Source organism: Tahibacter harae (assembly GCF_024437735.1).
GTDB lineage: Bacteria > Pseudomonadota > Gammaproteobacteria > Xanthomonadales > Rhodanobacteraceae > Tahibacter > Tahibacter harae.
The window spans coordinates 301,528-315,702 of the sequence record NZ_JANFQO010000003.1; the positions used below are offsets into that span (position 1 = coordinate 301,528).

Here is a 14,175-nt window from a genome sequence, read left to right on the forward strand (position 1 = left end):
ACTTGCCTCATGGATCGGTATGCCGCTCCAGCCCCTGTTTTCCTGATCCCCGATCCCGAATCTCCAATCCCTGGCCCCGGCTCCGGGGCAAAAAAAAACCGCGGCGCATCCGCGCCGCGGTTCAAGTGAGCACTGCGGACGGGCGCAGTGTGTCAACCCTTCATTGCCACTCGGCGGAAACCTCCACGCCGTCGAACGATGCGGTCTTGGGCTTGAGCATGATGAAGTTCCAGCCGGACGCCGGCGAATTCACCGTAATGGTTTCCACGTTGCCGGGCTGCTCCGAAGCGATGTCGTAGGTCGTGTCGTTCGGCCAGTCGCCGGCGCGGAAGTACATGTCCGCGTCGCCAGTGCCGCCCTTCATGCGCAGGGTCAGGGTGTTCTGGCCGGCCGGCATGTACACGATCAGGTAGTAGCGGTTGTTGGACTGGGCCACGGACAGGCCGCTGCGCTTGCAGCCGTTGTCGAGCTGGCGCACGTCGCTGAGCGTGCATTCCGGGAACTCGCCGCCGGTGCCGCCGCCCTCGCCATCGAAGTCGTCGGCGAAGATCGCATCCGGCGCGCTGCCGTTGCAGCTGCTGGTGTCGCCGTTGTTGGCCTTGAAGCAGACCAGCCAGGCGCGGAACTCGGCGTTGTAGCTGGTGCGGATCGGATCCACCCAGTTGGCGTAGCCCGGCGAGTAGTTGCCCGGACGGGAGATCGCGTACAGGCTGGTGATCTTGTCGCGGTGGCGCTCGAACATGAAGCGCGTGGCCAGATAGCCCCACTGGTAGGTGCGCGCATAGTCCGTGCTGTACTCGGTGTCGAACAGCTGGGCCAGGGTGAACTTGTCCGGGTTGGCCGCTTCGCTCACCGCCGTGTCGTAGCGCAGGTTGCGGTAGGAGTAGGACATGTATTCGGCGAAGCCCTCGATGTACCAGATCGCCGAATAGGGTGCGTCCATGGGCAGGGCGCCGAAGCCGCCGTACCAGTTGAAGCGGCCGTCCAGATAGTGGATGTACTCGTGAGTCAGGTTCCACACGTCGAAGGTGGGACGCAGCCACTCGGCCTCGTAGGCCAGGAAGCGGGCCTGGTTGGACGGGTTGGACGGATCGCCTTCGAGGTAGATGCCACCGTTGTTGGTGTCGTTGCCGAAGATGATGCCGGAATAGGTTTCATAGTCGGTGCTGGAATGGAAGATCACCATTTCCAGGCGGGTGTTGTTGTCGTTGGGCACCGGCGTGTTGCCGGTCTGGGCCTGGGTGTGGAAATAGCCTTCCTCGGCGCCGACGATGCTGCACACGGTGTCGAGCTGGGTCGAGGTCAGCGCCTGGCTGCGCACGCGCAGGGTCGGGCTGCAGTCGCGCGCATTGGCCGCGGGCAGGATCTGGGCTTCCAGGTCCTGGGCGAAGTTGCACAGGCCGTAGTAGCTGCAGTGGGCGTTGTCGTAGTAGTCGACCACGCTGGCGATGCGCACGAAGATGCCGCCGCCCGCGCCGCCCAGGGTGAACTGGTCGAGGATGCCCTTGACCTTGGGGTGCACCTGGTTGTGGAACGCGCTGGCCGTGTACTGGGTGAAGCGGCCCAGTTCGCCGGCAGCGTTCTGCAGCATGTATTCGCGGTTGGAACCCACGTCCGCAGCGCGGTTGTTGTTGATGAAGTTCACCAGCGTGTCGAGTACGCCGCTGCCGCTGCCCTGCACCAGGGTGCGGAAATCATTCAGATAGTGGCCGCGGAACAGCACCGTGAAGACGTTGTTGGTGGCCGACTTCATGTACCAGTAGCTGGCCCAGCTCGGACCATAGCGGTCGAGGATGCCGCGCACCGTGTTGAGCTGGCTCGCGTTCTCGCCGGAGCTGTCGATCAGGATGACGAATTCCGACAGGATCTCGCCGTGGCTGTCGTTGACGTCCTGGAAGTGGCTGTTGGCGACGAAGGCGTTGAGCGCCGGCTGGATCGCGTTGCGCAGCGCAGCGCCGTAGCTGCCGACCGAGGCTTCGTCATAGTACTGCACGTAATAACCCGCGCGCAGGAACATGATCAGCTCGTACATGCTGTTGCTGTTGTTGCCCGGATAGGTGGCCGCATCCGCCTGGATGGCGTTGGCGATGGTCACCATCTTGGCCTCGGCGAAGATCTGTCCCGCCGTGGTGCCGGTCACGTCGAACAGGCCGCCGGAGTAGTAGCAGGACTCGTCTGCCGCGCGGATCGCGGAAACCAGCGCCGCACCGCTGGCCGCCGCTATGCCGGCGATATCGCAGGTACCGCCGCGGCGGGCCTGTACCGGCTGGTCGTAGGATTGATACAAGTGGTCACGGCTGGAGGGCAGCGGTGCGCGCCGGTCCCACTCGATGGGAGTGGTCTGGATATGCGCCGCTTTGCCGGTCTGGACAGTGGCGGTGGCCGGGCCGGGCCGTGGATCCTGCGGACGCGCCGAGGCGCTCATGGGCAAAGCGGCGATAGCCAGGCACGCGGCCAGGCCTGCGCCGGCTTGCAAAAGCCGGTCAAACGAATACATTGGTTTCTCCCCGAACATCGTCTCGTGTGGATACAACTGCATCGGGCCCGGTGTTCCGGAGGCGGACACGCTGCAACGTGTCCGCCTCCACCTGACCTTTCGCAGGTCAAAATGTAGGTTTCGGCTACGACCATGGTCTAGCCGTTTACCCGCACAGGCACGAAACAATCCGCACAAACCGCGCGGTTCGCGCCGTTAGGTCATATTTATCGCCGATTGCGGCAGCGCAGCCGGCCAGGGGGAACACATGAACAATGAACTTGCACGTTGGCGCGAAGCATTCATGGCCCGCGTTGCCTCGCCGTGGTACGTGGAAACGCTGTTCGACCGCCTGCCCGACATCGTGTTCTCGGTGAAGGACAAGCAGGGCCGCTACGTCTCCATGAGCGAAGCCGCGGTGGTGCGCTGCGGCCTCAAGCGTAAGCAGGATGCGATCGGCAAGACCGCCTACGACCTGTTCCCGCGGCCGATGGCCGAACGCTACGCGCGCCAGGACGAGCGCCTGTTCAACACCGGCAAGCCCATCGTCGACAACCTCGATCTCACTGTGTATCGCGACGGCAGCGCCGGCTGGTGCCTCACCACCAAGGAGCCGCTGTACGACGGCCAGGGCCGCGTGATCGGCCTGGCCTGCATCTCCAAGGACCTCATCGAACCCAGCCGCGCCGGCCTGATCGATTCGGGCTTCGCCGACACGGTCGACTACATGCTGGAGAACTACGACCAGCCGCTGCGCATGGAAGACCTCGCGCGCCGCGCCGGCCTGTCGCAGGCGCAGTTCGAGCGGCGCATGAAGAAGATCTTCCACCTCTCCGCCGGCCAGTACCTGATCAAGGCGCGCATAGACCACGCCGCGCGCCTGCTCGCGGCGACCGCGCTGCCCATCGCCGAGATCGCCCAGCACGCGGGCTTTTCCGACCAGAGTGCGCTGTCGCGCCAGTTCCGCCAGGTCACCGGCTTCGCCCCGCGCCAGTACCGCCAGCTGATGCGGCCGGACGCCGAGGAATAGGCGCGCAGCCTCACCCCGCTCACGCGATCTCACGCACCTTCACACAGCGGTTCGCCGGGCTCTGGCGGCCGGGCTAAACTGCGGCGCAGCGCCCCTGCTCCGGATCCGCCCGTGCCCGCACGCCTGCTTGCCTTGCTGCTGTTGTGTCTCGCGCTGCTGCCGGCCCTGCCGGCGCGCGCGGCGGAACTGCTGGTATTCGCTGCCGCCAGCCTGAAACCCGCGCTGGAGGAAATCGCCGCGCTGCCCGAGGCCAGAGCCATCGCCGCGCTCAAGACCAGCTACGCCGCCAGTTCCGCCCTGGCGCGGCAGATCGACGCCGGTGCGCCGGCCGATATCTTCATCTCGGCCGACCTGGAATGGATGGACTGGCTGCAGCAGCGCGGGCAGGTGCAGGCGGACACGCGCTTCGTCCTCGCCGGCAACGAACTGGTGCTGGTTGCGCCGCGCGATGCGCGGCTCGCATTCAAGCTCGCCCCCGGCGCCGATATTGCCGCCGCGCTGGGCGAGGGGCGCATCGCCCTGGCCGAACCGGGCAGCGTGCCCGCGGGCAAGTACGCCAAGGCCGCGTTCGAGAAGCTGGGCCTGTGGCCGCAGCTGGAAAGTCGCTACATCGCCACCGAGAACGTGCGCGCCGCCCTGGCCCTGGCCGCGCGCGCGGAAGTGCCGCTGGCGGCGGTGTATCGCTCCGATGCCGTGTCCGAACCCGCCGTGCGCGTGATAGACACCTTCCCGGCCGGCAGCCACGAGGCCATCGCCTATCCCATCGCCGCCCTGCGCGGCCGCGACAGCGCCGCCACCAAGCAACTGTTGCAGTTCCTGCGCGGACCGGCGGCGCAGGCAGTGCTCCGCCGCTGGGGATTCAGCGTCGCGGGAACCACGCCGTAATGCCGCACGGAGCACTCAAGGCCGCTGCCGGCGGCCGCTGGCCCGCTGCGCGATGCTGAGCGCCGCGGAAATCTCGGCGCTGGCGATCAGCCTGAAAGTGGCCGTGCTCTGCGTGGCCATCGCACTGCCGTTCGCGCTGGCCCTGGGCCTGGCCCTGTCGCGGCTGCGCTTTCCCGGCAAGAGCGTGCTGGAAGCCCTGCTCAACCTGCCGCTGGTGCTGCCGCCGGTGGTCACCGGCTACGCGCTGCTGCTGCTGTTGGGCCGCAACGGCGCGCTGGGCGCCTGGCTGGCCGGGCTGGGCGTACAGTTCGCGTTCCACTGGAGCGGCGCCGTGCTCGCCGCCGCGGTGATGAGTTTTCCTCTTCTGGTCATTTCCATCCGCGCCGGCTTCGACGGCGTGGACCGGCGCCTGGAAGCCGCCGCCGAATCGCTGGGCGCCGGGCCTTGGCGGCGCTTCCTCAGCATCACCCTGCCGCTGTCGCTGCGCAGCGTCGCGGCCGGCTGCGTACTCGCCTTCGCCCGCGCCTTCGGCGAATTCGGCGCGACGATCAGCTTCGTCGGCAGCATTCCGGGCGAAACGCGCACGCTGTCCATCGCGATCTGGGAACTGCTGAACCAACCCGGCGGCGAAGCCGGACTGGGCCGGCTGGTGTGGGTCGCCCTCGCCGTCGGCGTCGCTGCGTCGCTGGGCGCGGCCCTGCTGGGCCGGCGCGCCCAGGCAAGGAGCGGCGAGGATGATTGAAGTCGATATTGCCTGGCGCACGCGCGATTTCGAGCTGCAGGTGGCCTTCACCTCGGATGCGCGCAACCTTGCTCTGTTCGGCCCTTCCGGCAGCGGCAAGACCAGTGTACTGCTGGCCGTCGCCGGCCTGCGCCGGCCCGAACGCGGCCGCATCGCCGTGGCCGGCCAGGTGCTGTTCGACAGCGCCGCGCGCATACAACTGCCCGCTTCGCGCCGCGGCCTGGGCGTGGTGTTCCAGGACGGCCGCCTTTTTCCACACCTGCGTGTTCGCGATAATTTGCTTTATGGAAACGGCAATGCCGTCCAGGCCGGCGCGCCGGTCGCCTTCGATACGGCAGTCGAACTGCTGGGCCTGACCGACCTGCTCGCACGCTGGCCCGGCTCGCTCTCCGGCGGCGAAGCCCGCCGCGTCGCCATAGGCCGCGCCCTGCTCTGCCGCCCGCGCGCCCTGCTGCTGGACGAACCCCTGGTAGGCCTGCACCGCGAAGCACGCAGCCAGCTGCTGCAATACCTGCGGCGCCTGCACGGCGAGATCGGCCTGCCTACACTGCTGGTCAGCCACCAGCCCGACGAGGTGCGTGCGCTGGCCGAAGATGTGGTGTTGCTGGACGACGGGCGGGTGGCGGGCAGAGTCAGGGCGGAGGACTTCGCCTGACATCCGGCCAAGGGAGGATATTGCACAAGGTCTGCTGACCGCGGCGGGCCACATGGACCAGCAGGCCGTCGGTCCCAATCTGCAGCCATTCGCCGGGACGGCTACGCGCGTGGATGCACAGGGTGGATTCGTCCCGCAGTGTGAGTATGGGTTGAACGGAATCCCCAGCCTCGAATTGCGAGCCGGAAAAGCCCTATCCCCCAAGCGCGATTACGCGCCCCGGGGGATAGGACCGAGTGAAGAGAGACGTCTCGGTCGCGGGAAAATCCGGTTCTCGCCGCTTCTTCGGGTGCTGAAGAAGCAGACGAAATTCCAATGCAGAGGCACGTTTATCGCCGCCCTCACCTCAGCCCATTCCCCCAAGCGGGCCTGGGGGAAAGGGAGCTTTCTGCTTTTCGGCGACGGCAATTCCCACTTGAAAAAGGATTCACAGCGCAGTCGCCGCGAACCATGAATCGCGGACCCTGAACCGCGAATCTCTAATCCCGAATCCCGCACCTACTTTTTCTTCGGCGCCACAATATCGGTACAAGTCCCCTCGTACACCTCCGCCGCCATTCCCACCGATTCGCTCAAGGTCGGATGCGGATGGATGGTCAGGCCTATGTCGGCCGCTTCCGCGCCCATCTCTATCGCCAGGGCGATCTCGGCGATCAGGTCGCCGGCGTTCGGCGCGACGATGCCGGCGCCGATGACGCGATGCGTAGCCTCGTCGAAGATCAGCTTGGTGAAGCCCTCGGTACGGCCTATGCCGATGGCGCGGCCCGAAGCGGCGTGAGGGAACTTGCCCACGCCATAGGCAATGCCCTGCTTCTTGGCTTCGGCCTCGGTGACGCCCACCCAGGAAATTTCCGGATCGGTATAGGCCACGCTCGGAATCACGCGCGCGACGAATTCGCTCTTGTGGCCGGCGGCGACCTCGGCGGCGACTTTGCCTTCATGGGTGGCCTTGTGCGCGAGCATGGGATTGCCGACCAGGTCGCCGATGGCAAAGATGTGCGGCACGTTGGTACGCATCTGCCTGTCCACCGGGATGAAGCCGCGCTCGGTCACGCTGACGCCAGCCTTGTGCGCATCGAGCTTGCCGCCGTTGGGCGAACGGCCGATGGCGACGAGCACGCGGTCGTACAAGGTCGGCTCCGGCGCCTTGTCGCCTTCAAAGGTCGCCAGCAGGCCTTCGGCCCGGGCTTCGATCTTTGCCACCTTGGTCTTGAGGTGGATACCGGCATAGCGCTTCTGCAGGCGCTGCTGCAGCGGGCGCACCAAGTCCGGATCGGCGCCGGGCATAAGCTGGTCCATCAGTTCGACCACGGTGACCTTGGCGCCCAGCGCCTCATACACGCAGGCCATTTCCAGGCCGATGATGCCGCCGCCGACGACGAGCAGGGACTTGGGCACTTCGGCCAGGTCCAGCGCATCGGTGGAGTCCATCATGCGCTTGTCGTCCCAGGGAAAGCCGGGCAACTTCACCGCCTGGGAGCCGGCGGCGATGATGGCGCTGTCGAAGCGCACCAGCTTCTTGCCGTCGGCCCCTTCCACTTCGATCTCATGCGGCGAAATGAACTTTGCCGTGCCGTTCACAACCGTGACCTTGCGCTGCTTGGCCATGCCGGCCAGGCCGCCGGTGAGCTGGCCGACCACGGCGGACTTGTGTTCGCGCAGCTTGTCCAGGTCGATGCTGGGCGCGCCGAAGCTCACGCCGTGGGCAGCGAACTGGCGCGCCTCGTCGATCACGCGCGCGGCGTGCAGCAGGGCCTTGGACGGAATGCAGCCGACATTGAGGCAGACGCCGCCCAGCACCGGATAGCGCTCGACCAGCACCACTTTCTGGCCCAGGTCGGCGGCGCGGAAGGCCGCGGTATAGCCGCCGGGACCGGAACCGATCACCACGACCTGCGCCTCGACATCGGCCTGGCGGCCGCTGGCGGCGGCGGGCGCAGGGCCGGCCGCGGCCGTTGCGGAAGCCGCAGCTGCCGCCGCCGCAGGCTTTTCCGCTGCGGCAGCGGGTTTCGCGGCGGCAGGCGCAGGTGCTGCAGCCGGCGCCGCCGCCGCCGCAGACGGCGCGGCGGCAGCCGCATCGGTTTCAATCAGCGCGACCACCGCACCCTCGGCCAGCTCGTCGCCGAGCTTGACCTTGATCTCCTTGACCACGCCGGCGACGGTCGAAGGCACTTCCATCGTGGCCTTGTCCGATTCCAGCGTGACCAGGCCCTGCTCTTTCTTGACCGTATCGCCGACCTTGACCAGGACTTCGATCACCGGGACCGACACGCCGCCGATATCCGGCACTTTGACTTCAGTCGTTGCCATTGTTCTGCTCCTTGTCCTGGGGTGCCGCGGCATGGCGGAAGCGCTGCTTCAGCGCATCGCGGCGCAAACGGAATTCGGCCAGCGCATCGGCGGCGGGCGCTGCGGCCGGCGCCGGATCGGTGGCGGGTTGAGTCTTTCCTTCAGCGGCAGCCGGTGTGGTTTCCACGGCCGGAGCAGCTGCTGCGCTTGTGTTCGTGGCGGTGCTGCTGTCCGACGGCGGCGCGACCGCAGTGCGGGTTGGCGTTGCCGCGGTCCGCGCCGCCGCGCGCGCTGCGATGGCCGCGGCGACGGATCTGGCGGCCTCCGAAGCAGCTGCGGCGGCGGCGGCCGCCGCGGCGGCCTTGGCCACCATCGGCGTCGCTGCCGCCGGCTTCGCCGCAACGGCTGCTGCGGCAGCCGGCGCCACCACAGGCACTGCCGTGACGTCCGGCGCCACGGCAATCCGCGCAGCCGCAGCGGCCGCCGTTCTCGCCGCCGGCACGGGTGCGGCGGCATCTTGCGCCGCGGCGCCGGCAGGAACATCCAGGATGCCGCGCACCCGCGCCCGCAGCGCCAGCATCTCGTCGCGCTCGCTGCGCTGGCCGGCCTGCTCTTCCTGCCGCTTCAGGCGCCGCTCCAGCGCCAGCTCGCGGTACTTGCGATTGGCGTAGGCCAGCGACAGGCGGATGTCCGGCAGGTGGATCTTGTCCACTTCGTCGGGCAGCGAATCGAAGCTGATGTAGTTCTCCTCTATCCACAGCCCGCGCCGCCGCGCCACGATGCGCGTATCGCGCTCCTCGAAGAACAGCCGCGACCAGTCCGTGTCCGGCGGCGGCCGATCCAGCCGCAGGAACATCACGCGCAAGGTTTCATGCACCCGCGACCAGGTGGTCCTGCTCAGGTCCAGGTCGATGATGCGGATGTCCTGGAATTCCTCGTCCGTGATGCGGGGCTGGATCGGCATAGGCTCGCTGGTTTCAGAGTAAGGTCCGGCGCATGTCGGCCAGTACCTGTCCCAGGTAGCTGGTGAACCGCGCGGCCGAAGCGCCGTCGATCACGCGGTGGTCGTAGCTCAGCGACAGCGGCAGGATCAGGCGCGGCTGGAAGGCCTTGCCGTCCCACACCGGCTTGATGGCGGACTTGGACACGCCGAGGATGGCCACTTCCGGCGCATTCACGATGGGCGTGAAGGCAGTGCCGCCGATGCCGCCCAGCGAGGAAATGGAGAAGCAGCCGCCGGACATGTCGGCCGGCCCCAGCTTGCCTTCGCGCGCCTTGGCGGCGAGTTCGCCGGTCTCGCGCGCGATCTCCAGCACGCCCTTGCTGTCGGCGTCCTTGAGCACGGGCACGACCAGGCCGTTGGGCGTATCGGCGGCGAAACCGATATGGAAATATTTCTTCAGCACCAGATTCTCGCCGCTGGCATCCAGCGAGGCGTTGAAATCCGGGAATTTCTTCAGCGCCGAGACCACGGCGCGGATGAGGAAAGCGAGCATGGTCAGCTTGACGCCGGACTTCTCGTTTTCCTTGTTGATCTGTACGCGCAGCGCTTCCAGCTCGGTGATGTCGGCGTCGTCGTGCTGGGTGACGTGCGGGATCATGACCCAGTTGCGCGCGAGGTTGGCGCCGGAAATCTTCTTGATGCGCGACAGCGGGCGGGTTTCCACCGCACCGAACTTGGCGAAGTCGACCTGGGGCCAGGGCAGCAGGTTGAGACCGCCGCCGGCGGCGACCGGCGCAGCCGCGCCGCGCGGTGCGGTGCCGGCGGACAGGGCCTGCTTGACGAAATTCTGCACGTCCTCGCGCGTGATGCGCGCCTTGCGGCCGCTGCCGCTGACCTGGCTCAGATCGACGCCCAGCTCGCGCGCGAACAGGCGCACGGCGGGGCTGGCATGGGGCACCTTGTCCGGCATGACCACACTGGCGTCGAACGGCACCGGCGGCGTGCGCGGGCCGGCGATCTCGGCGTCTATGCCCGGGCGGGCCGCATCGGCCACCGCGGCGGCGGGCGCCGCCTCGGCCCTGGCCGGCGCCGGCGCGGCAGCAGGTTCGGATTTCGCCGCGGCCGGCTCGGCCCTGGCCGGGGCCGCCTCGGCCTTGGGCGCGGCAGGAGCGGCCGGCCTGGCCGCCGCATCGGCTGCATCGATCACCGCGACGACCGAACCTTCGGATACTTCATCGCCGATCTTGACCTTGATCTCCTTCACCACGCCGGCGAACGGCGCAGGCACTTCCATGGTGGCCTTGTCCGACTCCAGCGTCAGCAGGCCCTGGTCCTTCTTCACCGTATCGCCCGGGGCGACCAGGATCTCGATCACTGGCACATTGGCGTAGTTGCCGATGTCGGGAACCTTCACTTCTTGCGACATACGCCCTCCCAGGCGGCAGATTTCGGGCAAGGCGGCTATTGTGGCGGCGAAGCCACGCCTGCACCAGCGCCTGGAGCAGACAACCTAGCCGCCGGGCCGGGGCATATTCCGATTGGTTCGCCCCGCTCCCGCCCGCAGCCGCTAAGCTGACCGGCATTTGCTGCGGAATGGCTACATGGACATACCGGAATTGCGCGCTCAACTTGATCAGGTCGACAAGGACCTGGTCCGTCTTGCCGCCGAACGCCAGCGCATCGTCGCCGAGATCGGCCGCAGCAAGCGCGGCAGCGGCCGCCCGCTGCGCGATTTCCGGCGCGAAAAAGAAGTGCTGGACAACGTGCGCGGCCATGCGCGCGAGGCCGGCATCGATCCGGAACTGGCCGCCGGCCTGATGCAGCTGCTGATCAACGCCTCGCTGACCCGGCAGGAGCAGGACACCGTGCGCGCCCTGTCCCAGGGCGGCGGCCGGCGCGCGCTGGTCATCGGCGGCAGCGGCCGCATGGGCGCCTGGTTCGCGCGCTTCCTCGACGCCCAGGGCTTTCAGGTGGAAGTGGCCGATCCGGTCGCCAACGCCGCCGGCTTCGCCCAGCGCGAGCGCTGGGACGAAGGCGGCCTGGAGCACGACCTGATCGTCGTCGCCACGCCGCTGCGCGCGGCAGCGCGCATCCTCGCCGCGCTGGCGGAAAAGCGCCCGCCCGGCATCGTGTTCGACCTGGGCTCGATCAAGACCCCGCTGCGCGGATCCCTGGCCGCGCTCAAGGCCGCCGGCGTGCGCGCCACCTCCATCCACCCCCTGTTCGGCCCTTCGGCCAATGTGCTGGCCGGACGCCACGTGGTGCTGATCGACTGCGGCGACCGCGCGGCGCTGGAGGCTGCCCGCGCCCTGTTCGCCTCCACCACCGCGATCACGGTGGAAATGGACCTGGACGAGCACGACCGCGTCATCGCCCTGGTGCTGGGCCTGTCGCACGCGGTCAATATCGCCTTCACCGCGGCCCTGGCCGGCAGCGGCGTGGATTCGGAGCGGCTCAAGGCCGTGTCCTCGACCACCTTCGGCGCCCAGCTCGGCATCGCCGAGGGCGTGGCGCGGGAAAACCCGCATCTGTATTTCGAGATCCAGTCGCTCAACGCCCACAACGGCCCCGCGCTCACCGCCCTGGACGAAGCCGTCCACACCCTGCTCGCCGCGGTGCGCAACGGCGACGAGGACAGCTTTGTCAGCCTGATGCAGCAGGGGCGGGATTATCTGCACGCGCCCCAGGAGTGAGCGCCGGGATTCGGGATTGATGAGGCGGGATTCGCCAAAGCGGGCATCGCCTTGAGGGATGCTGCGGCGCCTGCCCGGGTATTTGCGAATCCCGAATCCCGGTTCCACCGTGGCCAACGGTACTGTTCCGGCACTGCGCGCTGTGCTTAGGCTTGGTTTCCCTCCAAGCCGAGATTCCGCCATGTCATTGCTGCGCCAATCGCTTGCTGCCGTCGTCGCTCTTGCCCTGCTGGGACCGGCCGCGGCCCAGTCCGAACGGGTCGCGCTGACCGCCGACCGCCTGTTCGATGCGGACAGCGGCCAGCTGCGCAGCAATGCCGTGGTGGTGATCGAGGGCGAGCGCATCGTCGAAGTGCGCAGCGACGGCAAGGTGCCCGACGGCGTGCGCCGCATCGACCTGGGCGACGCGACCCTGCTGCCGGGGCTGATCGACTGCCACGTGCACATCGACTGGCAATCCGGCGACTTCAACGAACAGATCCTGCGCCGCAGCGCGATAGACCAGGCCGTGATCGCCCATGTCTATGCGCGCCGTACGCTGGACGCGGGTTTCACCACGGTGCGCAACGTGGGCTCGTCCGAATTCGTCGACGTGGCCCTGCGCAATGCGATCAACCGCGGCGAGGTCGCCGGCCCGCGCATACTGGCCAGCGGCATGGCCCTGGGCGCCACCGGCAGCCATATGGACAGCGGCATGGGCATGTCGCCGTACCTGCGCTTCGACGGTTTCAGCGGCATCGCCGACGGCGTGGATGCGATCCGCGCCAAGGTCCGCTTCAATGTGAAATACGGCGCCGACGTCATCAAGTATGCCGCCAGCGCCGGCGTACTCAGCGAAGAGGAATCGGTAGGCGATCCGCAGTATTCGCAGGAAGAAATGAACACCGTGGTCGACGAGTCGCACCGCTGGCACCGCAAGGTCGCTGCCCACGCCCACGGCACCGAGGCGATCAAGATGGCGGTCAAGGCCGGCGTGGATTCGATCGAACACGGCAGCATGCTCGACGACGAAGCCATCGCGCTGATGAAGAAGCACGGCACCTACCTGGTCGCCGACGTCTACAACGACGACTACATCCTGGCCGAGTTCGCGCGGCTGAAGTTTCCGCAGAGCATGATCGAGAAAGAGCGCAAGGTCGGCCGCGTACAGCGCGAGAGCTTCCAGCGCGCGGTCAAGGCCGGCGTGAAGATCGCCTTCGGCACCGACGCCGGCGTCTATCCGCACGGCGACAACGGCAAGCAGTTCGCCAAGATGACCGAATGGGGCCAGACCGCGGCCCAGGCATTGCAGGCCGCCACGATCAACGCCGCCGATCTGCTCGGCCGCAAGGACCAGGTCGGCAGCCTCAAGCCCGGTCTCTACGCCGACGTGATCGCCGTGCCCGGCAATCCGCTGGACGACATCAACCTGATGCAGAAGGTGTCGTTCGTGATGAAGGGCGGCAAGGTGGAAAAAGCCAGGTAATGCAGAAAGCGTGCAGCGGCGGACGGCCCGCCGCTGCACGCCCGTCAGTTCCGCGGCGCCGCGGGATCCGCACGGCGCCGCGGAGAATTTCAGTCTTCCAGATCGAACAGATTGATGCGGCTGCCGTCGACGCGGATATCCAGCGCCGATTCCAGCCTGTCCAGCTTGGCCATCATCGGGCACAGCGTGGCGACGCGGGCGGCGAGCTGGCCGGTCTGGGTGTCGATGCGGCGCAGGATGTCGCGCTCGATCTTTTCGGCGCGCTGCTCCAGTTCCTTGGCCGCCGCCTCGTCGCCGCTGAGGGCGATGCTCACGGCCGAGCCTACCACCTCGCCGATGATGACCGGCATCAGGTCGGTCATGGCCTGTTCGGCGATCTGGTCGAATTCGTGCTCGTTCCAGGGATTCTTGTCGAAGCTGTCGTCGACGCGCTGCTTGAACTCGTCGCGCAGCACGCCCAGGCGCTGGCGCGCGGCGCTGCTGTCGGCGGTGGAGGAAAACGCGGCGGCGACTTCGCTGACCGCGGTATAGGCGATATCGACCGCATCGCGGGCTATGCCCTTGGCCTGCGGGATCAGTGCGCGCACGGTGGCTTCGTATTCGGCGATGCGGTCGCGGTCGGCCTCGCCCAGGCTGACTTCGCGGCCGTCGATCCGCAGGCTGCCCTTGTTCATCACGATGCGGGCCGGCTTGCCGTCCTCGCGGGTGAACTGCAGGCCGCTGCCGTCGAGGCTGACATCGTATTTGCTGTCCAGGCCGCAGGAGGCCAGATTGTGGTTGCCGGCCTGGGCGCCGGTCGCAAAGGTAAAGGCCAGGGTGGCGGCGAGCAGCAGGCGTTTCATCGATGACTCCGGCGGCAGGTTGGCGGTTTCCGGGGCAGGCCCGGCGGGAACGTGGCCTTGGATGCAGATTCTCGCGCCAGGGTTGCAAGGACGCAGGAGCCGGAAGCCCCCCTGACTTCCGGCAGGCCCCGGGCTGCCCCCGGTGCGCCGCGCCC

At 67.6% G+C, this 14,175-nt stretch carries 11 protein-coding genes; 6 read left to right on the forward strand and 5 right to left on the reverse strand.

Features of this window, described 5'->3' with window-relative positions; translation table 11 throughout:
• Positions 1–160: 160 nt before the first annotated feature.
• A complete protein-coding gene (locus tag NM961_RS04715) occupies positions 161–2,425 on the reverse strand; it encodes a M9 family metallopeptidase (protein WP_255911929.1) in 2,265 nt (754 codons plus the stop codon).
• Positions 2,426–2,744: 319 nt separating this feature from the next.
• On the opposite strand from NM961_RS04715, the gene NM961_RS04720 reads away from it, so the two are divergent.
• The 4 genes from NM961_RS04720 to NM961_RS04735 all read left to right on the forward strand — a co-directional run bounded on the left by NM961_RS04720 (position 2,745) and on the right by NM961_RS04735 (position 5,788).
• Entirely contained in the window at positions 2,745–3,506 is a 762-nt protein-coding gene (locus NM961_RS04720) for an AraC family transcriptional regulator (protein ID WP_255911931.1), read from the forward strand.
• Positions 3,507–3,617: 111 nt separating this feature from the next.
• Entirely contained in the window at positions 3,618–4,391 is a 774-nt protein-coding gene (gene modA, locus NM961_RS04725; RefSeq protein WP_255911933.1) for a molybdate ABC transporter substrate-binding protein, read from the forward strand.
• 52 nt (positions 4,392–4,443) lie between these two features.
• Complete coding sequence (gene modB, locus NM961_RS04730; protein ID WP_255911935.1) at positions 4,444–5,133, forward strand: molybdate ABC transporter permease subunit; 690 nt, start codon at positions 4,444–4,446, stop codon at positions 5,131–5,133.
• Positions 5,126–5,788 carry an ATP-binding cassette domain-containing protein gene (locus tag NM961_RS04735; protein WP_255911937.1) on the forward strand — a complete coding sequence of 221 codons (663 nt, stop codon included), beginning with the start codon at positions 5,126–5,128 and terminating at the stop codon, positions 5,786–5,788. The genes modB and NM961_RS04735 overlap by 8 nt, the downstream gene beginning before the upstream one ends.
• A gap of 498 nt (positions 5,789–6,286) precedes the next feature.
• On the opposite strand, the gene lpdA is transcribed toward NM961_RS04735, so the two are convergent.
• The 3 genes from lpdA to NM961_RS04750 are packed head-to-tail and all read right to left on the reverse strand — an operon-like array spanning position 6,287 to position 10,446.
• Positions 6,287–8,098 (reverse strand): dihydrolipoyl dehydrogenase, encoded by a 1,812-nt coding sequence (lpdA, locus tag NM961_RS04740; protein WP_255911939.1) that lies wholly within the window; start codon positions 8,096–8,098, stop codon positions 6,287–6,289.
• Positions 8,085–9,041 carry a hypothetical protein gene (locus NM961_RS04745; protein ID WP_255911941.1) on the reverse strand — a complete coding sequence of 319 codons (957 nt, stop codon included), beginning with the start codon at positions 9,039–9,041 and terminating at the stop codon, positions 8,085–8,087. The genes lpdA and NM961_RS04745 overlap by 14 nt, the downstream gene beginning before the upstream one ends.
• A 13-nt stretch (positions 9,042–9,054) precedes the next feature.
• On the reverse strand, positions 9,055–10,446 hold the full coding sequence (locus NM961_RS04750) for a dihydrolipoyllysine-residue acetyltransferase (protein WP_255911943.1): 1,392 nt from the start codon (positions 10,444–10,446) through the stop codon (positions 9,055–9,057).
• Between the two features lie 175 nt (positions 10,447–10,621).
• Between NM961_RS04750 and NM961_RS04755 the strand changes: the two genes are divergently transcribed.
• On the forward strand, positions 10,622–11,713 hold the full coding sequence (locus NM961_RS04755; protein WP_255911945.1) for a prephenate dehydrogenase/arogenate dehydrogenase family protein: 1,092 nt from the start codon (positions 10,622–10,624) through the stop codon (positions 11,711–11,713).
• A 181-nt stretch (positions 11,714–11,894) separates the two neighbouring features.
• Positions 11,895–13,178 carry a Xaa-Pro dipeptidase gene (locus tag NM961_RS04760; RefSeq protein WP_255911947.1) on the forward strand — a complete coding sequence of 428 codons (1,284 nt, stop codon included), beginning with the start codon at positions 11,895–11,897 and terminating at the stop codon, positions 13,176–13,178.
• 89 nt (positions 13,179–13,267) lie between these two features.
• Here NM961_RS04760 and NM961_RS04765 read toward each other — a convergent pair whose 3' ends face one another.
• A complete protein-coding gene (locus NM961_RS04765) occupies positions 13,268–14,020 on the reverse strand; it encodes a DUF2884 family protein (protein WP_255911949.1) in 753 nt (250 codons plus the stop codon).
• Between the last annotated feature and the right edge of the window lie 155 nt (positions 14,021–14,175).